The sequence below is a fragment of the Fusobacterium ulcerans ATCC 49185 genome, assembly GCF_900683735.1.
Taxonomy (GTDB): Bacteria; Fusobacteriota; Fusobacteriia; order Fusobacteriales; family Fusobacteriaceae; genus Fusobacterium_A; species Fusobacterium_A ulcerans_A.
Genome location: NZ_LR215979.1, coordinates 1,502,078 through 1,525,870, shown reverse-complemented (window position 1 = coordinate 1,525,870; position 23,793 = coordinate 1,502,078). Strand labels below are relative to the sequence as shown.

Below are 23,793 nucleotides of genomic sequence, written 5' to 3'. Positions count from 1 at the left end.
AAAATTTGACAAAATTGTTTTTAAGGAATATAATCGTAAAAAAGAAAATAATAATTAAAATTGCTAGGGGAGCTGAAAAGCTGAGAAGGATAAAACCTGACCCTTGGAACCTGATCTGGATAGTACCAGCGGAGGGAAGCAAGTTATCTTTTCAGCCTTAGTTAGAATTATCTGGCAGAAAGTAGCATATTGCTCTATACCGTTTGGTATAGGGCATTTTTTATTTTCTGCCCTATAGCTCAGGAATAAAAAAATCTTAGGAGGAAAAATATGTATTCTACGCAAATGGAAGCAGCAAAAAAAGGTATCTTCACAAAAGAGATGGAGATAGTAGCAAAAGATGAAAATATGACAAGAGAAGAGCTTATGGAGAAAATGGCTCAGGGAAGAGTTGTTATACCAGCTAATATCAACCATAAAAGTCTTTATCCAAGAGCTGTTGGAGAAGGAATTAAAACTAAGGTTAATGTAAATCTTGGAGTATCAGAGGATTGCTGTGATTACTGTGGTGAGATGGTAAAGGTACAAAAAGCCATTGAGTATGGAGCAGATGCAATAATGGACTTGAGTACTTTTGGAGATACTAAGAAATTCAGAAGAGAGCTTGTAGAGAAATCAACAGTTATGCTTGGAACAGTACCTATGTATGACGCTGTTGCAAAGCTTGGAAAAAATATAAAAGATATGTCTGTAGAGGAGTTATTCAGAGTAGTAGAGGAACACTGTGAAGATGGAATTGATTTCCTTACTATTCATGCAGGACTAAACAGAACTTGTGTAGATAGATTAAAAAATAATAAAAGATTAACTAAAATTGTAAGCAGAGGAGGTTCTATACTGTTCCAATGGATGATGCTGAATGATAAAGAAAACCCTTTCTTTGAGCATTATGACAGACTCCTTGATATCTGCAGAAAATATGATGTGACACTTAGTCTGGGAGATGGACTTAGACCAGGAAGTATACATGATTCAACAGATGCACCACAGATTCAGGAGCTTTTAATACTTGGGGAACTTACAAAAAGAGCATGGGAAAAAGATGTACAAGTAATGATAGAGGGACCGGGACATGTACCTATGCATGAGATTGTAACAAATATGCAGATTGAGAAAAAATTATGCCATAATGCACCTTTCTATGTATTAGGGCCTTTAGTTACAGATATAGCTCCTGGATATGATCATATTACAGCTGCTATTGGGGGAGCTATTGCAGCATCATCTGGAGCTGACTTCCTTTGTTATGTAACACCAGCAGAACATTTAAGACTGCCTACTCTGGAAGATATGAAAGAGGGAATAATGGCATCGAGAATAGCTGGACACGCTGCTGATATAGCAAAGGGATTAAAAGGAGCTATAGAGTGGGATCACAGAATGAGTAAATTTAGAGGAGAGCTTAACTGGAAGGGAATGTTCAGCGAATGTATAGATCCTGAGAAGGCAGAAGCTTACAGAGCATCCTCTGCTCCTATAGAAGAGGAAGTATGTACTATGTGTGGAGACCTTTGCCCAATGAAGAGATGTAATGAGATTTTAGATTAATATTACAAGGAGAGAAAATGAATATACTTTTAAATGGAAAGGACTATTCATCAGAAAAAATATCCACTGTAAAAGAGCTTCTTATGGAATTGGAAAGAGAATGGTCAATAGAACTTAGTGGAGCAGTTGTTCTTGTAAATGATGAAATAGTAAAAAAAGATAGATGGGAAGATACTGAAATATCTGAAAATGCAGAAGTAGAAGTGCTTTCTTTTGTATCAGGAGGGTAATTGTTTGTAGCTGCAATAATACTTTTTTATAATTTTAATAGTAAATATGAACTTGTATTTAAAAATATAGGTGATTAAGAAACAAGATTAAATTTTAGAAATTTGGAAATTAGAAAGATTTATATAGTTAATTAAGTGAATAGAACATAAAAAAAACAGTATGTTTGAGTAAAGAGAGTTTTCAACAATTGAACAATTAGATTTAACTGCTATAATTACTGAGATATATCAGTGGAATTATGATAATTTATCAACTGTTTGTCTGTATTTTGAAAATAAAATTAATAATAAATCTTTCTACTGAAAAAATTCTAAAATTATATTTCTGCATATGAGTTATCACAATAATCATAGAAAAAAGGAAGGTAAAATGGATAAGTTTATATTAAAAGGACATGAATTTGGAAGCAGACTTCTTACAGGTACTGGAAAATTTTCAGATAAAAATCTAGTAGCTCCTATGTTGGAAGCCAGCAGGTCACAAATAATAACTATGGCATTAAGAAGAATAAATTTTCAAAATCCTAAAGAAAATATATTAAATTATATTCCTAAACATATAACTCTTCTTCCTAATACGTCAGGAGCAAGAACAGCAGAGGAAGCTGTAAAGATAGCGAGAATAGCAAGAGAAGCTGGATGCGGTGATTTTATAAAGATAGAGATAATCAATGATTCTCAATATCTTATGCCAGATAATTCTGAAACAATAAAGGCTACAAAAATATTAGCTGATGAAGGATTTATTGTACTTCCATATATGATGCCTGACCTTATAGCTGCAAAGAGAATGGAAGATGCAGGAGCAGCAGCAGTTATGCCTTTAGGTTCACCTATTGGTTCTAATAGGGGAATAGTAACTAAGCCTCTTATTGAAATGATGCTGGAAAACAACAGAGTGCCTATTATAGTAGATGCAGGAATAGGAAGACCATCTGATGCAGCAATAGCTATGGAGATGGGATGTGATGCTGTTCTTGTAAATACAGCAATAGCTACAGCTCAGGATCCAGTAAAAATGGGACGAGCTTTTGCATTAGCTGTAGAGGCTGGAAGAGAAGCTTTTCTTGCAAAAATTGCTGAGGAAAAGAAATATGCCAGTGCATCATCTCCATTAACTGGATTTCTTTTCAGAGGTGACAAATAAGTGAGCTATTATGATGAACTTGTAAAATGGAAAGATTTCGACTTTGAAAATTATTTTTCTAATGTTACAGATGATGATATAAGAGAAAGTATAAAGAAAAATAGATTAAGTGTTTATGATTATTTAAATCTTCTTTCTCCTAAAGCACAAAACCATCTGGAAGAAATGGCAGTAAAGGCTGCAAAACTTACAAGACAGCATTTTGGAAATGTAATAGGGCTGTATCTTCCTATATATGTTTCTAATTACTGTACAAGCAATTGCGTCTATTGTGGTTTTTCAAAAAAGAATCATATAAAAAGAAGACATATGAAATTTGAAGAAATAGAACATGAGGCACAGGAAATAGCTAAGACAGGAATAGGAAATATACTTCTTCTTACAGGAGAGGCAAAGGGATTAGTGGATAAAGAATACCTTAAAGGTGGAATAGATGTATTAAAAAAATATTTTTCCTCTGTTTCAATAGAAGTTATGCCTTTAGATGAAGAAGATTATAGATATTTAGTAGAAGACGGATTAGATGGACTTACTGTATATCAAGAAACATATGATGAAAAAAGATATGAACAGGTACATCTTTCTGGAGAGAAGAGAAACTTTAAATATCGTCTGGATACACCTGAGAGAGGTGCAAAAGCAGGAATTAGAACTATTGGAATAGGGGCTTTGCTTGGATTGGGAGGAATTAGAAGTGATGCTTTTAAGACAGGACTTCATCTGAAATATCTTATGGAAAACTATCCTAACAGTGAATTCAGTATATCTTTTCCAAGAGTAAATGAAGCAGAAGGAAATTTGAAAGACAGCTATGCAGTAGATGATTTGACTTTTGTACAGATACTTCTTGCTAACAGAATATTTCAGCCAAAGGCAGGGATAACTCTTTCAACTAGAGAGAGTGCAGTAATGAGAGATAATATTGTAGCCTTGGGAGTAACTAAATTTTCTGCTGGTTCAAAAACAGAAGTAGGAGGATATTCACATGAAAATGAATCTACAGCTCAATTTGATATAACTGACAACAGAGATGTAGAAGAGATAGTGAGAGCTATAAGAGGAAGAGGTTTGGAAGTAGTATATAAAGACTGGGAGACATTAGTATGAGAATAGGAATAGCAGGAACAGGTGGAATAGGTTCTAATACCGCTGTTCATCTTGTGAGATCAGGTGTAAAAGAATTAAAATTTGGAGATTTTGATGTCATTGAGGAATCAAATCTCAACAGACAGTTTTATTTTAAAGATCAGCTAGGAAAATATAAAGCAGAGATGTTATATGAAAATTTGAAAAGGATAAACCCTAATGGTGATTTTCAATATAAAATCATTAAATTTGAAAGAGCAAATATAAAAGAATTTTTTCAAGACTGTGATATAATAATAGAAGGCTTTGATAAAAAAGAGTATAAAAGTATGCTTGTAGAAGAGTTGTATCCTTTAGGAAAATTGATAATATCTGCTTCAGGGATAGCCAGTTATGACTGTAAGGAAATCCAAGTGAAAGAAGCAGGAAAGAATCTGTACATAGTAGGAGATTTTAAAAAAGATATTTCTATATACAAAACATATTCTCATAAGGTGGGGATAATATCTGCTCTTATGGCAGAGATAGCTTTAAAAAGAGGTGGATATATTGAGGAATAGAAAAGATATACCAGAAGGATTATATGGAATAACTGGAGATAATTTTGCCAATGGAAAAAGTAATTATCAATGTGTAGAGGAAATGATAAAAGGTGGAATTAAAATAGTTCAATACAGAGATAAAAGAAAAAATTCAAGAGAAAAAGTGGAAGAGGCAAAAGTTATAAGAGAACTCTGTAGAAAAAACAATGTGCTTTTCATAGTAAATGATGATGTAGCTATTGCTATGCTGGTAGATGCTGATGGAGTACATGTAGGACAGGAGGATATGAAGCCAGCTGATGTGAGAAAGCTTATAGGAGAGAATAAAATTATAGGTTTATCTACTCATTCTGAAGAACAGGGGATGGAGGCATACAATAATGAAGATGTAGACTATATTGGAGTAGGGCCTATATTTCCAACAACAACAAAAGATACTGCTCCAGTGGGATTGGAATATTTAGAATTTGCTGTAAAGAATCTTTATTTACCATTTATCGCTATCGGAGGAATAAAGGATTATAATATAGATGAAATAATAAATAGAGGGGCTAAAAGGATATGTCTTGTAAGTGATATTGTAGGAGCAGAGAATATATGCAAAAAAATTATATATCTTAATAATAAAATTTTGAAAAAATAATTGTCATTTAGTTAGATTTTGAGATAATATTTTTTCTTTCTTTTGTGTATGATATATTATTTCAATGGTTTAAGCCTCTTGACAATTAGTTAATTAAGTATTAGAGTATAACAAGAGATAATAAATTAACTTTAAGAAAAGAGGTATTTTGTGCTGAAGATATACGACGATATAATGGGTAAAACAAATTCTAGTTTTGCATACAAAATATTGAAGGAGAATATACTTAGACTTGATTTAAAACCAGGAGAGGAACTTCGTGAAATTGATTTGTTCCATTCTCTTAATATGAGCCGTACACCTATTAGAGAGGCACTTATTCTTTTAAAGCATGATGGATTAATAGAAACTCTTCCTCAAAGTGGAACTTTTGTCACTAAAATAGATAAAGATAGATTTGAAGATGGAAGAATGTTAAGAATTTGTGTGGAAGAGAAAATGATACAACTAGCTTGTGATAATTTTCCAAAAGAGCATTTGAAAAGGTTAGAAGATAATCTTGTAAAGCAGAAATTTATTCTTGATACTACTAGAGATTATGTTGAATTTCATAAACTTGATGTGGAGTTTCACCAAATGATATTTGAGGGAGTAGGATATAAAGACTTATTTAAAGTAACTACAGACAATTTTTTTGATTATCAAAGAGTGAGAGTATTAAATTCGTCTAATAAGATAAAAGATAATTTTATTCAAGAGAGTCATTTGAAGATATTAGACATTATTAAAAGCAAGAAAAAAGATAAAGTTCATGAACTGCTTAATGAGCATTTTTCGAGATTACCAGCAAAACTTGAATACTTTATTGAAGAATATCCATTTTATTTTAAATAAGATATAGTAAAAATAAAGTATGTAGTGCATCTTTAAAAACTCATAAAGGAGTAAAACTAGTATTTGTATTTGTAGGTAATTGTATGAAATTAGAAACAGCTATTAAAATAATAATGCTGCTGGTTGAAAAAGAAAGTCATATACCACTTCCAACAAGATATGCATATATAGCTACACATAAAATGAGAGATTTTTATAAAAATAATAAGTAATTTAAAAATGAGTGATTAATTTAATAACTAGTCACTCATTTTTTATTTATTAGAATTAATAATATTTAGTTGTAAAAGACATTAAAAATAAACAGTTGGAATAGAATAACTATAAGAACTCCTATCATTCCTCCACTTACTTGTCTTCCTTTTTTTATATTATTTTTTACCTTTTCAAAATATAAGATATTTCCTTTGAAACCTAAGTAGGTAGGAAAAAGAAAAAGAAATGCCAAGTAAACTGATGGAAGATGATCTGAGGTAGCATTAATAAATATTATATATAGAATAGCATATTCGTAAAGACCTTTGTATCCCAACCAGAAAGGAGCAAGAAAAAATGCCCAGAAATTAAATTTTACATTGTCAGAAAGCCATTCATTCATATAATGATTGAAACTGTTTCCAACATGTTCTTGGAAAGATTCTATATTACTTTCTATAAATTCAATATCTTCTATTAGTAATGGATTTTTCATAGTATCTCTCCTTCTAAAAAGCTCTATATATAATCAATTATAACAAAAATAGAAAAACAAGTCAAATTTTGGACTACAAAAATATATAAATGTTAGTTTTTTAGAAGAAATAAATATAATAAATGAGGAATTAAAATCTAAAAAAAATTTGAATTTTTCTATGCATGATAATTTCTAAAATCTAGTCTAGCTTATTTTCAGTCATAATTTAACTACAATTATTCTTTCTTATTATATATTCTGCAATATAATTGAAAAAGTTATGAACTCCTTGTAATTAATTTTTTTTTTTGAAAGGTTTTAAAAGTAAAATTGACATTTGTTATTCAAGAAAAAGAATAGTTAAAAAATTGATATTAAATTTTTTAATTTTAAACTCCAAGGAAAAATTAAAGAGATGAAATCCCTCTAAAAATTTATTATATTTTAAATTGAGATTTATTTTAATGTCAAATATGCTGGACTTTTCTCATAATATTTTTTTTAGTGAAGAAAATATTATTTCTTAATCAGTGGAAAAATCTGTAAAAAAATAAAAAAACATTTGACATATCGTGCACAATATATTATAAATATATTAATATATTAATATATTAAGTCCATAATTAAAACTTTGATTTCTAAAATAGTTCATAAATTGAAAAATGGTTTTAAAAAATACAGTAAATAAAAAGTTTTTTTACAAAACATAGGAATTAAAGAAATTTAATTTAATGAATAGGGAGGGAAGAGAAGAAATGAAATTTAGCTATTACCCTGGTTGTACTTTAAAAACTAAAGCACAAGACCTTGAGAAATATGCCTTAGATTCAGCAGCTGCTCTAGGTGTAGAATTAGAAGAGCAGAAAGATTGGCAATGTTGTGGGGCTGTATTTCCACTAGGTTCAGATGAAATTGCTACAAAACTTTCTTCAGTAAGAAGTCTAGCAGCTTCTTATGCTAAGGGAGAGAAACTTGTGACTATATGTTCTGCTTGTCATCATGTGATAAAAAGAACAAATGAAGAATTAAAATCTAATGAAGATATGAGAAAAAAAGTAAATAATTATCTTCAATTAGAAAATGACTACTCAGGAGAAGGAGAAGTAATTCACTATCTTGAAATGTTAAGAGATGAAATAGGATTTGATAAGATAGCAGAGAAAGTGGTAAAACCTCTTAATCGTAAAATAGCAGCTTATTATGGATGTATGCTTTTAAAACCTAAAAAAGCAATGAACTTTGATGATCCAGAAAATCCAGCAATAATAGAAAATTTCATAAAAGCACTTGGAGGAACTCCAGTACTTTACCCATATAGAACAGAATGCTGTGGAGCTTATCTTGCTGTAAATAATAAAGAACTTACAGAGAAAATGAGCAGTAAGATAATAAAATCAGCTTTAGATAATGGAGCAGAGGAAATTGTAACAGCTTGTCCTTTGTGCAAGTATAACTTGGAACTTAAAGATACAGCATCTGTAAGTTATTTTTCAGAGATTTTAGCTGAAGCTTTAGGAGTTAAGTAGGATATTTCTAAAGACAGGGAGGAAAAATTGGAAAGAGATAAAGTAGTTTTCAATAAAGATAGAAAAGATGTACTTACGATAGAGGAAATTAGTAAGGAAAAAACAGCAAATTGCATGCAGTGTGGAAAATGTTCTGCTGGATGTCCTGCTACTGATGGAATGGACATACTTCCTCATCAAGTAATAAGACATCTGCAAATGGGAGATGTAGAAACAATAAAAAACAGTAAAACTATATGGACTTGTGCTTCTTGTTTTACTTGTGCTTCTCGTTGTCCTAGAAATGTAGATCTTTGTAAATTGATGGAAGCAGTTCGTCTAACTATTGTAAGAAAAAAAGGAAGCAGTAAATTGATTCCTGAGGATGTACCAGAAATAATGTCAGATAAAAAGATGCCGCAACAAGCCATTGTTAGTGCATTTCGTAAGTATAGTAAATAAACTGTTTTGTGAGGAGGAAAGAGATTGCAAAGAGTTGGAGTTTTTGTTTGTTGGTGTGGGAATAATATAGCAGGTACTGTAGATGTAGAAAGAGTATCTGAAGTAGCAAAAGATATTCCTGGAGTAGTTTATTCAACAAATTATCAATATATGTGCTCAGAGATAGGGCAAAATTTATTAAAGGATGCTATAAAAGAGCATAACCTAGATAGAGTAGTAGTTGCTTCATGTTCTCCTAGAATGCATGAAACAACATTTCGTAATGCAGCTGCAAAAGCTGGATTGAATCCATATCTTGTTGAGATAGCAAATATAAGAGAACACTGTTCATGGGTACACAAAGATAAAGAGCAGGGAACAGAAAAAGCAATAGCACTTGTAAAAGCTGCTGTGGCAAAAGCTATTCTTAATGCTCCATTGGTATCTGGAGAGAGTGGAGTAGAAAAAAGAGCATTAGTAATTGGAGGGGGAATTGCTGGTATACAGACAGCACTTGATATAGCTGATGCTGGATTCAAAGTAGATATAGTTGAGAAGCAGCCAAGTATAGGTGGAAAAATGGCTCAGTTAGATAAGACATTCCCTACACTTGACTGTTCAGCATGTATTTTGACACCTAAGATGGTTGATGCTTCTATGCATCCAAACATCACTTTACACACATACAGTGAAATAGAAGCTGTAAATGGTTATGTAGGAAACTTTACAGTATCTATAAAGAAAAAAGCTCGTTATGTAGATATGGATAAATGTACAGGGTGTGGAATCTGTGTTGAAAAATGTCCTTCAAGAAAAGCAGGAAATGAATTTGAAGAAAATCTAACTAAAAGAGGAGCTATATATAAAGCATTTGCACAGGCAGTACCTAATGTACCAGTAATCGATAGTACTCAATGTATAAAAATGGCAACTGGAAAATGCGGGATCTGTGAAAAACTTTGTATGGCAAAAGCCATAGATTTTACTCAAAAAGATGAAATTATTGAAGAAAAATATGGAGCTATAGTAGTAGCTACTGGATATGACCTTATCAATCTTGAGAAGTTAGGTGAATATAATTATTCTCACCCTAATGTAATAACTTCGCTGGAATTTGAAAGACTTACAAATGCAGCAGGACCTACTCATGGAAAATTCCTTAAACCTTCAGATCATACAAAACCTAAAAAAGTAGTTTTTGTACAATGTGTTGGTTCAAGAGATACAAGTGACAGAGGAAAACCTTACTGTTCAAAAATCTGTTGTATGTATACAGCAAAACATGCAATGCTTCTTAGAGATAAATATCCAGATATTGAGGCATATGTATTCTATATAGATGTGAGAACGCCTGGTAAAAACTTTGATGAGTTCCAAAGAAGAGCAGTCGAAGAATATGGAGTTCAATATATCAAAGGTATGGTTGGAAAAGTATTCCCAGAAGGGGATAAATTAATGGTAAATGGTGTAGATGCACTTACTGGGCAGACAGTTGTTATAGATGCTGATATGGTAGTACTGGCAGCAGCTACAAGAGCTAAGGATGATGCAGTAGCTTTAAAAAGAAAGCTTAACATCAGTACAGATACAAACAATTTCTTTACAGAGGCACATCCAAAACTTAAACCAGTAGAAACTGCTTCAGCAGGAATATATTTAGCAGGAGCTTGCCAAGGACCTAAAGATATTCCTGAAACAGTAGCACAGGCCAGTGCAGCAGCAGCAAAAGCAATAATTCTGCTTTGCAAAGATAAACTTGTAAATAACCCTTGTGTATCTTCTGTAAATACTGACCTATGCAGTGGATGTGGTCAATGTGCACAGATGTGTCCATATGATGCTATCTCTCTAAAAATGACTGATATCAGAGATCATGGAAAAGTTGTAAGAAGATTAGTAGCAACAGTAAATGATGCACTATGTCAAGGATGTGGAGGATGTACAGTATCTTGCCGTCCAGGAGCAATTGACCTTAGAGGATTCTCAAATAAACAAATTATGGCGGAGGTAGATGCAATATGTCGTCTGTAGAAAAAGTAGAAAAAGAAGAATTCAAACCTTTGATAGTTGCATTTTGCTGTAACTGGTGTAGTTATGCAGGTGCAGATCTAGCAGGGACAAGCAGATTGAACTACCCTGCTAATGTAAAAATAATTCGTGTTCCATGCTCTTGCAGAGTAAATACTAACTTCATAATCCGTGCTTTCCAAAAAGGTGCAGATGGAGTAGTCATTGCAGGATGTCACCCAGGGGACTGTCACTACTCAACAGGAAACTATTACACAAGACGTCGTTTCTCTGTATTCATCAATCTTCTTGAGTATATGGGAATAGAAAAAGAACGTTTCAAAATAGACTGGATATCAGCTGCAGAAGCAAATAAGTTTGCTACAGTAATGAATGAAGTATTGGAAAACGTTCATAGACTTGGACCAAATAAAAAGTTGAGGGATGGTAGATGGAAATAATGACTGAAAAAATTAGAGAAATAGCTAAAGAAGCACTTTCAAGTAATAAAGTCCAAATGGTAATTGGTTGGGAAAAAGGAGACTTTTCATTTGAATCTATACCAGTTTTCATCACTGATGCTGAACAGGCTGACAAACTTGTATTAGATGTTTACTGTATAAATAACCTGAGCAAATACCTTATGGAGCAAACACAGAAATATGAAAAAATTGGAATATTTTTAAAAGGATGCGATTCATTAGGATTAAACCAGCTATTAAAAGACCATAGAATAGACAGAGAAAAAATTTATATATGGGGAGTTCCATGCAGTGGAATGGTTGATTCTAAAAATAATAAATATACAAAATGTGAAACTTGTCTTCACCCTACTCCAGTGGTATATGATGAATTACTGGGGGAGGAAATAACTTCTGAAATTGATCCTGAAGAAAGATTCAGAGAAGTAAAAGTACTTGAAAATATGACTGCTGATGAAAGATATGAATTCTGGAGTAATGAATTTTCAAGATGTATCAGATGTAATGCCTGTCGTAATATATGTCCAGCATGCAGTTGTGTAAAATGTGTATTTGATAATGATGAGATAAATGTTTTAGGAAAAGCTAATGTAGCTCCTGAAAATGGATTCTTCCACTTAACAAGAGCTTACCATGTAGCTGGAAACTGTGTGGACTGTGGAGAATGTGCAAGAATATGTCCTGCTCATATCAGACTTGATTTATTAAATAGAAAAATAATAAAAGATATTAATGAAACTTATGGAACATGGGAAGCAGGACTTGATTCTGAAACTCCAGCACCATTGGTATCATATACTCTAGAAGATAAAGATAATTTTGCAGTAAAAAAAGGAGGTAAATAATGAAAAAAGTATTAAAAAGCAGATTGCCAGAATTATGGGAAGCTATTAATAATAATTTTGATTTATTTCTTCCAATGGAAAATGGTACTCTTGTAAATTTTGGAAGTTATACAGTTGATAAAAATGTAAGATTAGATGTACTTAAGACAAATTCATCTGTGAAAGAATTTGTTTTTCCACAAACTGAAACATATTTAAAATTTAAGAATACAAGGAAAAAACTTGAACTGACACCAGTAAATGTAGTGGGAAGAGATTATGTACTTTTTGGTGTAAGAAACTGTGATGCAGCAAGTTTTAAAATAATGGATAACATATTTCTGAGAGAACCAGTAGACACATATTATAGAGCCCATAGAGAAAAAGGAATCATAGTAACTATGGCATGTAATTCACCAGAAGAAACTTGTTTCTGCAGTGCTTTTGGAATAGATGCGGCTGAAGCTTCACCAGCTTCTGATATAGTTACTTGGGATATGGGAGACTATATCTTATGGGAAACTAAAAGTGAAAAAGGAGAAAAACTTACAACTTCTGTATCTTCTATACTTGAAGAAGCTGAAGATATAAGTGCTCTTGAAATACTAAAAAAAGAAATTAAAGAGAAAATGGAGTCACTTCCTTTAAGAGAACTTGATCCAAAAAAAATAACAAAGGAACAGCAGGAGCTTTTTGATATGGAAGATTTCTGGGGAGATATCAGCAAAAAGTGCCTTGCATGTGGTTCTTGTACATTTGTATGTCCAACTTGTCACTGCTATGATGTAAAAGATTATGATGGAGGAAATGCTGGAGAAAGATATAGATGTTGGGACTCTTGTATGATATCAGACTTTACTCGTATGGCTCATGGAAATCCAAGAACCAATCAATTACAGAGAGTAAGACAAAGATTTATGCACAAACTTGTATATTATCCAAAAAATCATGAGGGAATGTACTCTTGTGTAGGATGTGGAAGATGTGTTGAGAAATGTCCTGTGGGATTAAATATTGTAAGAGTAATAAAAAGATTGGGGGAGGAATAATATGAGTTGTGGTTGCGGATGTCATGATCATGACAATGATCCTTTAATGCCTAAAGTGGCAATAATAACTAATATCAGAAGAGATACTCCTGATGTTACTACATTTAGAATAGAGAGCCCAGAAGGAGGAAAACCTTTTGACTTTATGCCAGGTCAATGTGCTATGCTGTCAGTTCCTCCAATAGGAGAAGCTATATTTTCTATAACTTCATCTCCTACTGTAAAAGATTATATGGAGTGCAGTATAAAAAAATGCGGAATAGTAACTGACTATATACACCAGCTTGAAGAAGGAGCTGAAATTGGTATAAGAGGACCATATGGAAATAACTTTCCTGTAGAAGAAGCAGATGTATTGAAAGGTAAAGACCTTCTGTTTATAGCTGGAGGGATAGGGCTTGCTCCTCTTCGTTCAGTTATTAACTATGTAATGGATAACAGAGAAAACTATGGAAAAGTGGATATCGTTTATGGTTCACGTACTCCAGATGATCTAGTACATCAAAATGATATTTTCAAAGTATGGCCTGCTCAGAAAGATACAAATGTACATCTGACAGTAGACAGAGAATTTGAAGGATGGGATGGACATGTTGGATTTGTACCAAACTATGTAAAAGAGCTTGGACTTGACAATAATAAGGTTGCTCTTGTGTGTGGACCTCCAATCATGATCAAATTTGTACTTCAAGGTTTGGAAGAAATCGGATTTAAGAAAGAACAAGTATTCACTACATTGGAACTTAAAATGAAATGTGGTGTAGGAAAATGCGGACGTTGCAACATTGGAGATAAATATGTCTGCAAAGATGGCCCAGTATTTAGATGTGACGAAATTTTAGAACTTCCAAATGAATATTAATATTGAGAAAAAATCATAGTAAGGAGAGATAAATGGCTGAAAAGAAAATGGTTGATATATATATATTAGGTAAAAAATATACTGTACCTTCAACTCTAACAATAATGGATTCTATGGAATATGCAGGATATCAGCTTATAAGAAGCTGTGGATGCAGATCAGGATTCTGTGGAGCTTGTGCTACTGTATATAGAGTGCAGGGGCAAAGTGAACTTAAAGTAACTCTTGCTTGTCAAAGTGAAGTAGAAGATGGAATGTATCTTACACAAATTCCTTTCTTCCCAGGAAAAAAAGCAGTTTATGATATGGATAAGGTGGAAGCATCTGCTGATACTATGGTGGAAAATTATCCTGAAATCTATAAATGTATAGGATGTAATGCTTGTACAAAAGGATGTTCTCAAGGAATCAATGTAATGCAGTATATCGCATATGCACAAAGAGGAGAATTTGAGAAATGTGCTCATGAATCATTTGACTGTGTAGGATGTGGAATATGTGCATCAAAATGTCCTGCTGGAATAACTCATTACAATGTAGGACTTTTAGCTCGTCGTATTACTGGAAAACATATAGCTCCTAAGAGTAAACATTTAATTGAAAGAGTTGAAGAAATCAATGCTGGAAAATTAGATGCAGAATTAGATGAAATGATGAATAAAAGTATAGATGAACTTAAAGATCTATACAATCACAGAGATATCACTAAATAGTAGGAATGGAGGTTTTTAATAGATGTATACGGCAGAAATGAGAGAATTAATAAAAAAGGTTGAGGCAACTCGTCCAAGCAGAATGGGGCATGATTTTCCAAGATTATCTCCAGAAGCTAAATTAGAAATATTAAGAAATAATCACCCAGACTATGTGGAAAGTGGATTTAGACCACTTAATCTTGGAGTAAATTCTGGAGATAAAGTACCTTTGGAACTGGCTGATCTTATAGAAGCAAAAAGCAGAGTGGAATTAGATAAAGTAGACCTTAATAGAATAGACTATGATGTAGATGTCCTTATAATAGGAGCAGGGGGAGCAGGAGCTGCTGCTGCACTGGAAGCACACAATGCTGGAGCAAAAGTAATGATAGCTACTAAACTTCGTTTTGGAGATGCTAACACTATGATGGCTGAGGGAGGAATCCAAGCTGCTGATAAACCAGATGATTCACCTGCTAGACACTACCTAGATGTATTAGGTGGAGGACACTTCACAAATATTCCTGAACTGGCAAAAGCATTAGTACATGATGCACCAGGAGCTATCCAATGGCTTAATGAACTTGGAGTAATGTTCGATAAGGAAGAGGATGGAACTATGCATACACAGCATGGTGGAGGAACTTCAAGAAAAAGAATGCATGCTGCTGCTGACTACAGTGGAGCAGAAATAATGCGTGTACTTAGAGATGAAGTAAGAAATAAAGGTGTAGAAGTAATAGAGTTTTCACCAGCAGTAGAACTTATAAAAGATACAGATGGAAAAGTAGCAGGAGCTGTATTATACAATCTTGAAACTAAAGAATACTCAGTAGCAAAGGCTAAAACTGTAATCTTGGCTACAGGAGGAGCAGGAAGACTTCATTATCATGGATTCCCTACTTCTAATCACTATGGGGCAACAGCTGATGGACTAGTATTAGGATACAGAGTAGGAGCAGAACTTGCTTTTGCTGATACTATTCAATATCACCCTACAGGAGTTGCATTCCCATCACAAATATTTGGTGCTCTAGTAACTGAAAAAGTAAGAGGACTTGGAGCAACTCCTCTTAACATAGATGGTGAGCAGTTTGTATATCACTTGGAAACAAGAGATATTGAAGCATCTGCTATCATCAATGAATGTAATGTAAAAGGAAAAGGAATTCCTACACCGACTGGAGAAGTTGGAGTATGGCTTGACACTCCACTAATCGACATGATACATGGAGAAGGAACATTGGAAAAAAGACTTCCTGCAATGTTTAGGATGTTTGAAAAATTTGGAATAGATATGAGAAAAGAACCAATTCTTATCTACCCGACACTTCATTATCAAAATGGAGGACTTCTAATCAATGATAAAGGGGAAACTAAAATAGAAAACCTATTTGTAGCTGGGGAATGTGCTGGAGGAATCCACGGAAGAAACAGACTTATGGGAAATTCATTGTTAGATATAATAGTATTTGGGCGTAGAGCTGGTAAAAATGCCGGAACTAAGAGTAAAGAGGTTGAAGTAAAAGACCTTACACTAGATCATATAGCAGAATATCATGAAGCATTAAAAGCAAATGGAGTAGAAACTGACAGAGTATCTCCTATGCTGCTTCCTCGTTACAGACATGGTGCAGATAAACAAAACTAAAATATAAAGGGGGAACAAAATGAATTTTATCGTTGCAATTTTGGTTATAGTGGCAGTTGGATATCTTATTGTTAAAAAGTATTATGCACAAGGGGTTCTACTGCTTGGGGGAGCTATACTTTTATTAGCTGCTGTGGTTTTTAACGGAACTCCTATTCTTGCAAAAGGTGGAACAGGATCACTTTATCTTGATGTATTTGCCCAGCTGAAAGCTAACTTTATCAAGACTACAGGAAGTCTTGGAATAGCTATCATGATAGTATCAGCATTTGCTAAATACATGGACCATATAGGAGCGAGTAAAGCTCTTGTAAAGGTTGCTATTAAACCTCTACAAAAACTTAACTCTCCATATATAGTACTTGCATTATCGTATGTAGTAGGTCAAATACTTAATGTATTCATACCAAGTGCATCTGGACTTGGAGTACTTTTAATGGTAACTGTATATCCTATTGTTGTATCTCTTGGAGTATCGCCTCTAGCAGCAACTGCAGTAATAGGAACATCAGCTTGTCTTGACCTGGGACCTGCTTCTGGAAATGCTGTTCTAGCTTCTAAGACAGCAGAGATGGATGCAGCTCTATACTTTGTTGATTATCAAATTCCAGTGGCAATAGTTACAGTTATTGTTATTACAGTTATTCATTATTTTGTAAATAAAGCTATGGATAAGAAAATGGATTTAGTAGAAAAAGCAAAAGAAGAAGCTGAGTTTGAAAAAGAAATGGGTACTGAAGGAAAAGTTCCTGGGTTCTATGCTTTTTTACCTATTATTCCATTGATTATAATACTTATGTTCAGCCCATTAACTGGAAGCAGTATCAAAGTGGATGTTGTAGAAGCTATGTTTATGAGTATTGGTTTGAGTATGCTTATTGAAGGTATTAGAAGAAAAGCATTTAAAAGTACTCTTGCTGAATTGAAAATAGTGTTTACAGCAATGGGAAGTCAATTTGCAAATGTTATCACTCTGATTGTAGCTGGAGAATTCTTTGCTCTTGGACTTACAAAAATAGGAGTTATATCAGCTCTTATTGATTCAACTAAGTCAGCAGGACTTGGACCTCAGCCAATGATTCTAGTAATGACTGCAATAATAGCGATTTCTTCTATCCTTATGGGTTCTGGAAATGCACCATTCTTCGCTTTTGCTGCATTAGCACCAGCAGTAGCAGCATCAGTTGATCTTAATCCAATTGTTATGTTAATGCCAATGCAGTTAGCAGCAGGAATAGCAAGAAGCATTTCTCCTATTACTGCAGTTATTGTTGCAGTTGCAGGTATCTCTGGAGTATCTCCATTTGATGTTGTAAAAAGAACAGCTGCTCCAATGATTGGAGGACTTTTAGCAGTTCTTATCACTAACATGATTCTATTTGGATAATATTTAAAAAATAAGGGGGACACATAGAAATGGATATGAAAAAATATTTAGCAGATTTAGAAAAATTAGTAAACATCGACTGTGGAAGCAATGTACCTGAAGGGGTACAGGAAGTTACAGAATTTTTCAAGAAAGAACTTGAAAATGACTGGATACTTAAAGTATATCCTCAAAATGATGGAAAGAACCCTGTATTAGTAGCTAAAAACAGAGATAGTGAAGATATAGACCTTATGTTCCTAGGACATAATGATACTGTATTCCCTAAAGGAACTGTACCAGCATGGTCATACAAGCTTGAAGGAAATATAGCAACAGGAGCAGGAGTATATGATATGAAATCTGGGGTGCTTTCTATGATAGAAGTTGCTAAAGAATTCAAAAATGAAGATATTACTATTGCCCTTGTAATGAATACAGATGAAGAAATCAGTTCTCGATATTCAAGACCTGTAATAGAAGAAATAGGGAAGAATGCAAAATATGCAATGGTATTTGAACCAGCTCGTAAAAATGGAAATGCTGTAATAGAAAGAAAAGGACTTGTAAAATATAAAGTTGAGTTCTTTGGAAAATCTTCTCATGCAGGAAACTATCCACAAGAGGGAATCAATGCTATTCTTGAAGCTTCTCGTTGGGTAACTGAAATATCTAAACTTCATAACTGGGATATAAAGAATTCACTTAATGTGGGGCTTATAGAAGGTGGAAGCGGAGTAAATATCGTTCCTGATTATGCTTGCATCAAATTTGAAGGAAGATCTCACCAAGTAGAATTCTTTGAAACTATCAGAAAAACTATGGAAGAGTTAAAAGCAAATCCATTAGTTGAGGGAATCAAAATAGAACTTGAAGAAATTGGATATAGACCACCATTAGTACTAAATGATAAATCAGCTACACTTCGTGATCTTTTTGATGAGAGCAAAGCTGAAATGGGAATAAAATATGACTGGGAAGTAGCTGGAGGATGTTCTGATGGTAACTTCTTAGGAGTACTAGGTGTAGGAGTAGTTGATGCTGTAGGTCCTGTGGGGGGAGAAGCTCACAGCAAAAACGAATATTTAGACATATCTACTATTGAAGAAAGAATTAACTTGGCTAAGGCTGTAGTTAGAAAAATGATTGATAGAAAGATAATATAACAACAGAATAGAGGGTTTAAAATTAGGAAAAGGCTGTTTTAGGACAGCCTTTTTTGTATAAAAAACAGAAAAAATCACAGAATATTTCTGTGAAAAATTAATTTGTAGTAATTTTATTAATTTAATCAGAAGCATATTTTTTTAGATTTTCCATATCATAAATTATTATATTGCCATTTTTATCTCTATTTAAGATATTTTCTTTTTTTAGAATAGTAAGAACTTTTGTGACAGTAACTCTGTGCAAAGAATTTATAGAAGCAATTTCTTCATGAGAAATGTTAAGAGTAATATTGATAAACTCACTATTTTTCTTTCCATATTTTTTAGCAAAATAATATAAAAATCTACAAATTTGCTTTTCAGGTTTAGAAAAGGAAATTTCAGCTATTTGATGGCACAGTATTCTTATTTTTTCTGCCATATTTTTTCCCATATCAATATAAATATCAGGATGACCCTTTAAAATTTCACGAAATATTTCTCTGGAAAATCTGTAAACACAACAATCAGTGACTGCTACAATGGAAGCATTTGACTCATACTCATGAAAAAAAGGAACCTCACATATAAGGCTGTCACTTATATTGTACCAGAAAATTTTTTCCATCCCATTTGAGTTGATAAGAGATACTTTAACAGTTCCCTTTGAAAGATACATAATTTCATTACATACTTCACCTTGCTTTGATAAAATTTCTCCTTTTTTAAAAATTTTAAATTTAGCTAGAGAAATGTACTTTTTTAAGCTTTGTGCAGAATGGTTATTATTTATCCATGGAAGCAAAGATACTTCAGATAAATCATCTTTTTTTCTATCCATAAGACACTTCCTTTTTTATATGAAATACATTGCACATGACTCATTAAGTATAAATATAATTTTTAAATTTATAAAATTTAATCTAACTTGCTGAGTCATTTGCAAATATATTATAGCTTTTATTTTCTTATTCGTATACTCCTAAATCTTTTGCAGAAATTACATTTCCTTTATAATTTTCTCTGACTTCTTTCATTATTTCTTTTTCTACTTCTTCTATTTTATTAGATAGTTCAGAATCATTTCCATTTATTGTATCTATCATATATAACTGATGGTACATAACAAGGAGATTAGGCTTTATTTTAGAAGCTATTTCTCCTAATTCTATAGCAGAGGTATGAACAGATGTATGATATTTTTTCCATTGTGGAGATCTAGAATGCACGCCTTGTGTATAGTATACTTCATGAACAAGGATATCACAATCCTTAGCAGCATTGATAAGATTTTCACAAGGAGATGTATCTCCAGAAATTACTACAATCTTATCAGGAGTTTTAAATTTGTAGGCATAAGATTCAAAAGAACCATGAATAACAGGAATAGCTTCTACTGTTACAAATTCATCTTTATAGATTTCTCCTGGTGATATTTCATCAACTTCAACTTTTATTCCTTCTTTATTTGCCTGTTCTAAACCAAATATACGCTCATTTATATCAGCTGAGTATGCAGCAAGAATATGAGTTGTCATATCATTTAATCCTTTTGGACCAAATACTTTTAAAGGTTCATTTCTTTCTAATACCCAAGGAGAAAGAATTAAATCAGAATATCCTCCACTATGATCTGAATGGAGATGAGTTAGAAAAGCTCTTTTAAGATTAGAAACCTTTAGAGCATCTATACCTTGTCTATATGCTTGAGCTGCTCTTCTGACAAGACCAGGACCAAAGTCAACAAGATAGGAATTTTCTCCTACAATTACAGCTACACATGGACCTGAACGATCAGGATCTGCATTGGGAGTTCCTGTTCCAAGAACAACAACTTTAGTTTCAATTTTCATAATGATATCACTCCTTTTATTTTGTAGTTCATTTTAATTTTTATTAATTTTGGTAATTGTAAATCCAGTAAATCCGTATGCTAAATTAATTATTACAGTCATAAATACAAAGAATAAATAAGGAATAAATTTAGAAGGTTCAACTCCTAAAATATTAGAAGCAAAAATACAAGGGACACTCCAAGGAACTAGATTAATTCCAATAGCTCCTATTGATTGAGCTACTCTAGCTAAATTTTTAAGATGAAGATTTCTAGCTTTAAATTCTGGAACAAACATCCTTGCAGGAAGGAGAATAGCAAGAAGTTGAGCTCCAGTAGCAAAAGCAACTGCAAATCCACTTAAAACAGTAAGAAGTATGAGCTGTCCATCACTTTTTATAAATTTCATAACAGATTTAAGTATTGTATTTAAAAAACCAACTTTTTCTAAAATACCTCCAAGAGCAGTAGCAAGAAGCATAAGAATAATAGTACTTCCCATTGAAACTATTCCTCCACGTGAAAGGAGGCTATCTATCATTTGAATACCAGTATTACTTTTATATCCAAATGTCATTGCATTTAAAACCAGTCTGAAATCTGCTTTTTGTAGAACTAAAGCACTTATTCCACCAAGAATCGAAATAGTTATCAATGAAGGAACTGCTGGAAATTTCTTTATTGAAAAAACTATCGTTATTATGGGAAAGACTAAAAGGAGAGGATTAATATTGAAAGACTGTGAAATTCCATTATAAATAAGGGCTATTTCTTCAGTACTTATAGAAATAGATTCAACATGTTTTATACCTACAAAATAAAACATAACAATAGAAATAAGAAATGCTGGAATTCCTGTTAAAATTATATGACCAATTAATTCAAATAAATCACATCCAGCCATAGCTGAAGCGAGATTAGTAGTATCTGAAAGAGGAGACATACTATCTCCAAGGTAGGCTCCAGAGATTATAGCTCCTGCAAGAAGAGGTGGAGGAAATCCCATTCCAATTCCTGTAACCATAAGAGCGAGACCTACAGTAGCAATTGAAGTGAATGAAGTACCAGTAGAAATAGCAATTATTCCTGTAACTGCTGCTGCTGCAGGAACAAAAATTGAAGGGCTGATTATTTTTAGACTATAATAGATTAATGCTGGAATAACTCCTCCCACTATCCAAGAACCAATTATAGTTCCAACTATGAGCAATATGAAGAAAGCAGGTAGTGCTCTTGAAACACCTTTAACTAAACTTTTTTGTAATTCATCATATGAGAAGCCTAAATATATTCCTATAAGGACAGCTACCATGATGCTGCATATAATAGGAAGATACATACCAGCTCCCCATTTCATAACTGACATAAGAGCAAAAAATACCACTGTAATTATTGGAAGCAAGGCTAAGGGCAGAGATAATTCTTTTTTTCTCATAAACATTTCCTCCTGATTTTTATAGTTTTTGCTTAAGTTAATATTTTTCATATTTATATGCTAACATATTTTTTGATTTTTTTATGTAGTTCAAACTACAAATGCAATTATTTTGTTTGAAAATAATTCGAATTATATTGTATATATATTTTTTGTATAAAAATATTATAATGTAATAGTTTATATTTTAGAAAGAATTTATATTTAATTAATCTTAGTTAGCAGATAAAATAACTATTAATTAAAGGGATATTATAGGCTGAAAAATAATAGTTATGTTACTTATGACAATTTTTACTGCATATTTTTGTTTTTTATAATATATCCTGTGAAAAAATATTATGTTACGATATACGAAATTAGATAATTATGTTTTAATAACTAAGAATTTATCCTATTAAACTATAATAATTGGAGGAAAATTTTATGGAAAAGAAGGGCACACCAAAAGTAGTAAAAATGGATGTATATCCAATAGCAGGATATGATAGTATGCTTCTGACACTCAGTGGATGTCATGCACCATATTTCACAAGAAATGTAGTAGTTTTGGAAGATGAAACTGGAAATAAAGGAATTGGGGAAATACATGGAGGGGAAGCTATAACAGAAATGCTTGAAAGCTACAAGCCAATAGTAGTAGGAGCAGAGATAGCTGACTATAGACAGGTTATAACAAACATAAGACAGAATGGACAGAAAGCTAAAGGGGACAGTGGAGAAGGACTTCAAGGATTGAATATAAGCAATTTGAAATTTGTAGTTCAGGCTGAAGCTGCTGTAGAATGTGCTATGCTGGATTTATTAGGAAAATATGTAAATAAACCTATGGCATCTTTATTAGGAGATGGAGGAATTCAGAGAAGAGAAGTTCCTTTCCTAGGTTATTTATTTTATATAGCTGATACAAAGAAAACAGATCTTCCTTATTTGGTAGAGAGTGACTGTAAAGACAAATGGGAAGAAGTGAGAAGAAAAGAAACTCTCACTCCAGAAGGAGTAGTAGAACAAGCAAAAGCTCTTTATGAAAGATATGGATTTAAAGATTTTAAATTAAAAGGTGGAGTATTAAAAGGAGAGGAGGAAATGAAAGCTGTGGAGGCTCTTCATGCTGCTTTTCCAGAAGCAAGAGTAAATATCGATCCAAATGGAGCATGGACTTTAGAGGAAGCTATAAGATTATGTAAAGATAAAAATAATGTAGTAGCATATATGGAAGATCCATGTGGACCAGAAGCTGGATTTTCAAGCAGAGAGATAATGGCAGAATTTAAAAATGCTACTGGGTTAAAAGTTGCAACAAATATGATAGCTACTAACTGGAGGCAGTTCTATCATGCAGCTGCTTTAAAATCAGTAGATATAATACTTGCTGACCCTCATTTCTGGACATTAAATGGAAGTGTAAGAATGGCATATATATTGAAAGATTGGGGATTGACATGGGGATCACACTCAAACAATCACTTTGATATAACTTTGGCAACATTTGCTCAAGTAGCAGCAGCTGCACCAGGAAAGATTACACCTGTAGATACTCATTATATATGGCAGGATGGACAGGGAATTACTAAAGAATCTCCTGTGATAAAAGATGGAGTTATAAAGATAACTGACAAGCCAGGGCTTGGAGTAGAAATAGATATGGAAAAATTATTGAAAGCTCATGAGCTGTATAAAACAATGCCAGCTAAATTCAGAGATCGTGATGATGCACTGGCAATGCAGTATTTAATAAAAGACTGGAAATATGATTCTAAAAAACCTTGTATGGTTAGATAGGGAAGGAGA

At 32.8% G+C, this 23,793-nt stretch carries 24 protein-coding genes and 1 riboswitch; of the genes, 20 read left to right on the top strand and 4 right to left on the bottom strand.

The genetic code is table 11. The annotated features are described in order from the left end of the window. Positions 1 to 55: 55 nt before the first annotated feature. Positions 56 to 154: riboswitch (TPP riboswitch) on the top strand. 116 nt (positions 155 to 270) lie between these two features. The 8 genes from thiC to E0E45_RS06840 all read left to right on the top strand — a co-directional run bounded on the left by thiC (position 271) and on the right by E0E45_RS06840 (position 6,242). After that, on the top strand, positions 271 to 1,548 hold the full coding sequence (thiC, locus tag E0E45_RS06875; protein WP_130890486.1) for a phosphomethylpyrimidine synthase ThiC: 1,278 nt from the start codon (positions 271 to 273) through the stop codon (positions 1,546 to 1,548). Positions 1,549 to 1,565: 17 nt separating this feature from the next. Beyond that, entirely contained in the window at positions 1,566 to 1,778 is a 213-nt protein-coding gene (gene thiS, locus E0E45_RS06870) for a sulfur carrier protein ThiS (protein ID WP_130890485.1), read from the top strand. Between the two features lie 370 nt (positions 1,779 to 2,148). Continuing rightward, complete coding sequence (locus E0E45_RS06865; RefSeq protein ID WP_130890484.1) at positions 2,149 to 2,925, top strand: thiazole synthase; 777 nt, start codon at positions 2,149 to 2,151, stop codon at positions 2,923 to 2,925. Next, a complete protein-coding gene (gene thiH, locus E0E45_RS06860; protein WP_130890483.1) occupies positions 2,926 to 4,032 on the top strand; it encodes a 2-iminoacetate synthase ThiH in 1,107 nt (368 codons plus the stop codon). Then, positions 4,029 to 4,571, top strand: coding sequence for a sulfur carrier protein ThiS adenylyltransferase ThiF (thiF, locus tag E0E45_RS06855; protein WP_130890482.1), 543 nt, complete (start codon positions 4,029 to 4,031; stop codon positions 4,569 to 4,571). The genes thiH and thiF overlap by 4 nt, the downstream gene beginning before the upstream one ends. Continuing rightward, positions 4,561 to 5,196 carry a thiamine phosphate synthase gene (gene thiE, locus E0E45_RS06850; RefSeq protein ID WP_130890481.1) on the top strand — a complete coding sequence of 212 codons (636 nt, stop codon included), beginning with the start codon at positions 4,561 to 4,563 and terminating at the stop codon, positions 5,194 to 5,196. Before thiF ends, thiE begins: the two co-directional genes overlap by 11 nt. Before the next feature lie 150 nt (positions 5,197 to 5,346). Then, positions 5,347 to 6,030: a GntR family transcriptional regulator gene (locus E0E45_RS06845; RefSeq protein WP_130890480.1), complete on the top strand. Its 684-nt coding sequence runs from the start codon at positions 5,347 to 5,349 to the stop codon at positions 6,028 to 6,030. Then, a complete protein-coding gene (locus tag E0E45_RS06840; RefSeq protein ID WP_232044157.1) occupies positions 6,027 to 6,242 on the top strand; it encodes an endonuclease V in 216 nt (71 codons plus the stop codon). The genes E0E45_RS06845 and E0E45_RS06840 overlap by 4 nt, the downstream gene beginning before the upstream one ends. Positions 6,243 to 6,307: 65 nt before the next feature. Here E0E45_RS06840 and E0E45_RS06835 read toward each other — a convergent pair whose 3' ends face one another. Then, the gene (locus tag E0E45_RS06835; protein WP_130890479.1) at positions 6,308 to 6,721 is read right to left on the bottom strand and encodes a DUF2628 domain-containing protein; all 414 of its coding nucleotides are present in this window, start codon (positions 6,719 to 6,721) and stop codon (positions 6,308 to 6,310) included. Between the two features lie 737 nt (positions 6,722 to 7,458). On the opposite strand from E0E45_RS06835, the gene E0E45_RS06830 reads away from it, so the two are divergent. From E0E45_RS06830 to E0E45_RS06780, 11 genes are read left to right on the top strand one after another with little or no spacing between them, the layout of a single operon-like run. Then, positions 7,459 to 8,229, top strand: a complete 771-nt coding sequence (locus tag E0E45_RS06830; RefSeq protein ID WP_172604168.1) for a CoB--CoM heterodisulfide reductase iron-sulfur subunit B family protein — start codon at positions 7,459 to 7,461, stop codon at positions 8,227 to 8,229. 27 nt (positions 8,230 to 8,256) lie between these two features. Next, positions 8,257 to 8,670, top strand: a complete 414-nt coding sequence (locus E0E45_RS06825; RefSeq protein WP_130890477.1) for a 4Fe-4S dicluster domain-containing protein — start codon at positions 8,257 to 8,259, stop codon at positions 8,668 to 8,670. Between the two features lie 24 nt (positions 8,671 to 8,694). Further along, complete coding sequence (locus E0E45_RS06820) at positions 8,695 to 10,680, top strand: CoB--CoM heterodisulfide reductase iron-sulfur subunit A family protein (protein ID WP_130890476.1); 1,986 nt, start codon at positions 8,695 to 8,697, stop codon at positions 10,678 to 10,680. Continuing rightward, positions 10,668 to 11,117, top strand: a complete 450-nt coding sequence (locus E0E45_RS06815) for a hydrogenase iron-sulfur subunit (RefSeq protein WP_005977828.1) — start codon at positions 10,668 to 10,670, stop codon at positions 11,115 to 11,117. The genes E0E45_RS06820 and E0E45_RS06815 overlap by 13 nt, the downstream gene beginning before the upstream one ends. After that, a complete protein-coding gene (locus tag E0E45_RS06810; protein ID WP_130890475.1) occupies positions 11,108 to 11,983 on the top strand; it encodes a 4Fe-4S dicluster domain-containing protein in 876 nt (291 codons plus the stop codon). The genes E0E45_RS06815 and E0E45_RS06810 overlap by 10 nt, the downstream gene beginning before the upstream one ends. Further along, on the top strand, positions 11,983 to 13,011 hold the full coding sequence (locus E0E45_RS06805) for a 4Fe-4S dicluster domain-containing protein (RefSeq protein WP_130890474.1): 1,029 nt from the start codon (positions 11,983 to 11,985) through the stop codon (positions 13,009 to 13,011). The genes E0E45_RS06810 and E0E45_RS06805 overlap by 1 nt, the downstream gene beginning before the upstream one ends. Before the next feature lies 1 nt (position 13,012). Next, positions 13,013 to 13,873, top strand: coding sequence for an FAD/NAD(P)-binding protein (locus tag E0E45_RS06800; RefSeq protein WP_096402919.1), 861 nt, complete (start codon positions 13,013 to 13,015; stop codon positions 13,871 to 13,873). Between the two features lie 32 nt (positions 13,874 to 13,905). Next, positions 13,906 to 14,586, top strand: coding sequence for a 4Fe-4S dicluster domain-containing protein (locus E0E45_RS06795; protein ID WP_130890473.1), 681 nt, complete (start codon positions 13,906 to 13,908; stop codon positions 14,584 to 14,586). Between the two features lie 22 nt (positions 14,587 to 14,608). Beyond that, positions 14,609 to 16,219: an FAD-binding protein gene (locus E0E45_RS06790; protein ID WP_096402918.1), complete on the top strand. Its 1,611-nt coding sequence runs from the start codon at positions 14,609 to 14,611 to the stop codon at positions 16,217 to 16,219. Positions 16,220 to 16,238: 19 nt separating this feature from the next. Beyond that, positions 16,239 to 17,606 carry a C4-dicarboxylate transporter DcuC gene (gene dcuC / locus E0E45_RS06785; protein WP_130890472.1) on the top strand — a complete coding sequence of 456 codons (1,368 nt, stop codon included), beginning with the start codon at positions 16,239 to 16,241 and terminating at the stop codon, positions 17,604 to 17,606. A gap of 29 nt (positions 17,607 to 17,635) precedes the next feature. After that, positions 17,636 to 18,751 (top strand): M20 family metallopeptidase, encoded by a 1,116-nt coding sequence (locus E0E45_RS06780; protein WP_130890471.1) that lies wholly within the window; start codon positions 17,636 to 17,638, stop codon positions 18,749 to 18,751. A 121-nt stretch (positions 18,752 to 18,872) separates the two neighbouring features. Here E0E45_RS06780 and E0E45_RS06775 read toward each other — a convergent pair whose 3' ends face one another. The 3 genes from E0E45_RS06775 to nhaC form a co-directional block, all read right to left on the bottom strand. Further along, the gene (locus tag E0E45_RS06775; RefSeq protein ID WP_118186793.1) at positions 18,873 to 19,574 is read right to left on the bottom strand and encodes a Crp/Fnr family transcriptional regulator; all 702 of its coding nucleotides are present in this window, start codon (positions 19,572 to 19,574) and stop codon (positions 18,873 to 18,875) included. Positions 19,575 to 19,701: 127 nt separating this feature from the next. Further along, on the bottom strand, positions 19,702 to 20,586 hold the full coding sequence (locus tag E0E45_RS06770; protein ID WP_118186794.1) for an MBL fold metallo-hydrolase: 885 nt from the start codon (positions 20,584 to 20,586) through the stop codon (positions 19,702 to 19,704). Positions 20,587 to 20,619: 33 nt separating this feature from the next. Continuing rightward, entirely contained in the window at positions 20,620 to 22,002 is a 1,383-nt protein-coding gene (nhaC, locus tag E0E45_RS06765; RefSeq protein WP_130890470.1) for a Na+/H+ antiporter NhaC, read from the bottom strand. A gap of 426 nt (positions 22,003 to 22,428) precedes the next feature. Between nhaC and E0E45_RS06760 the strand changes: the two genes are divergently transcribed. Further along, a complete protein-coding gene (locus E0E45_RS06760; RefSeq protein ID WP_130890469.1) occupies positions 22,429 to 23,784 on the top strand; it encodes a glucarate dehydratase family protein in 1,356 nt (451 codons plus the stop codon). Positions 23,785 to 23,793 lie beyond the last annotated feature (9 nt).

Excerpts from the sequence above, each read along its gene's own strand:
- E0E45_RS06795 (WP_130890473.1), top strand. The coding sequence starts at position 13,906 with ATGGCTGAAAAGAAAATGGTTGATATATATATATTAGGTAAAAAATAT.
- dcuC (WP_130890472.1), top strand. The coding sequence starts at position 16,239 with ATGAATTTTATCGTTGCAATTTTGGTTATAGTGGCAGTTGGATATCTT.
- E0E45_RS06775 (WP_118186793.1), bottom strand. The coding sequence starts at position 19,574 with ATGGATAGAAAAAAAGATGATTTATCTGAAGTATCTTTGCTTCCATGG.
- E0E45_RS06760 (WP_130890469.1), top strand. The coding sequence starts at position 22,429 with ATGGAAAAGAAGGGCACACCAAAAGTAGTAAAAATGGATGTATATCCA.
- E0E45_RS06835 (WP_130890479.1), bottom strand. The coding sequence starts at position 6,721 with ATGAAAAATCCATTACTAATAGAAGATATTGAATTTATAGAAAGTAAT.
- E0E45_RS06830 (WP_172604168.1), top strand. The coding sequence starts at position 7,459 with ATGAAATTTAGCTATTACCCTGGTTGTACTTTAAAAACTAAAGCACAA.
- E0E45_RS06800 (WP_096402919.1), top strand. The coding sequence starts at position 13,013 with ATGAGTTGTGGTTGCGGATGTCATGATCATGACAATGATCCTTTAATG.
- E0E45_RS06790 (WP_096402918.1), top strand. The coding sequence starts at position 14,609 with ATGTATACGGCAGAAATGAGAGAATTAATAAAAAAGGTTGAGGCAACT.
- nhaC (WP_130890470.1), bottom strand. The coding sequence starts at position 22,002 with ATGAGAAAAAAAGAATTATCTCTGCCCTTAGCCTTGCTTCCAATAATT.
- thiF (WP_130890482.1), top strand. The coding sequence starts at position 4,029 with ATGAGAATAGGAATAGCAGGAACAGGTGGAATAGGTTCTAATACCGCT.
- E0E45_RS06780 (WP_130890471.1), top strand. The coding sequence starts at position 17,636 with ATGGATATGAAAAAATATTTAGCAGATTTAGAAAAATTAGTAAACATC.
- E0E45_RS06770 (WP_118186794.1), bottom strand. The coding sequence starts at position 20,586 with ATGAAAATTGAAACTAAAGTTGTTGTTCTTGGAACAGGAACTCCCAAT.
- thiS (WP_130890485.1), top strand. The coding sequence starts at position 1,566 with ATGAATATACTTTTAAATGGAAAGGACTATTCATCAGAAAAAATATCC.
- E0E45_RS06865 (WP_130890484.1), top strand. The coding sequence starts at position 2,149 with ATGGATAAGTTTATATTAAAAGGACATGAATTTGGAAGCAGACTTCTT.
- E0E45_RS06805 (WP_130890474.1), top strand. The coding sequence starts at position 11,983 with ATGAAAAAAGTATTAAAAAGCAGATTGCCAGAATTATGGGAAGCTATT.
- thiC (WP_130890486.1), top strand. The coding sequence starts at position 271 with ATGTATTCTACGCAAATGGAAGCAGCAAAAAAAGGTATCTTCACAAAA.
- E0E45_RS06810 (WP_130890475.1), top strand. The coding sequence starts at position 11,108 with ATGGAAATAATGACTGAAAAAATTAGAGAAATAGCTAAAGAAGCACTT.
- E0E45_RS06815 (WP_005977828.1), top strand. The coding sequence starts at position 10,668 with ATGTCGTCTGTAGAAAAAGTAGAAAAAGAAGAATTCAAACCTTTGATA.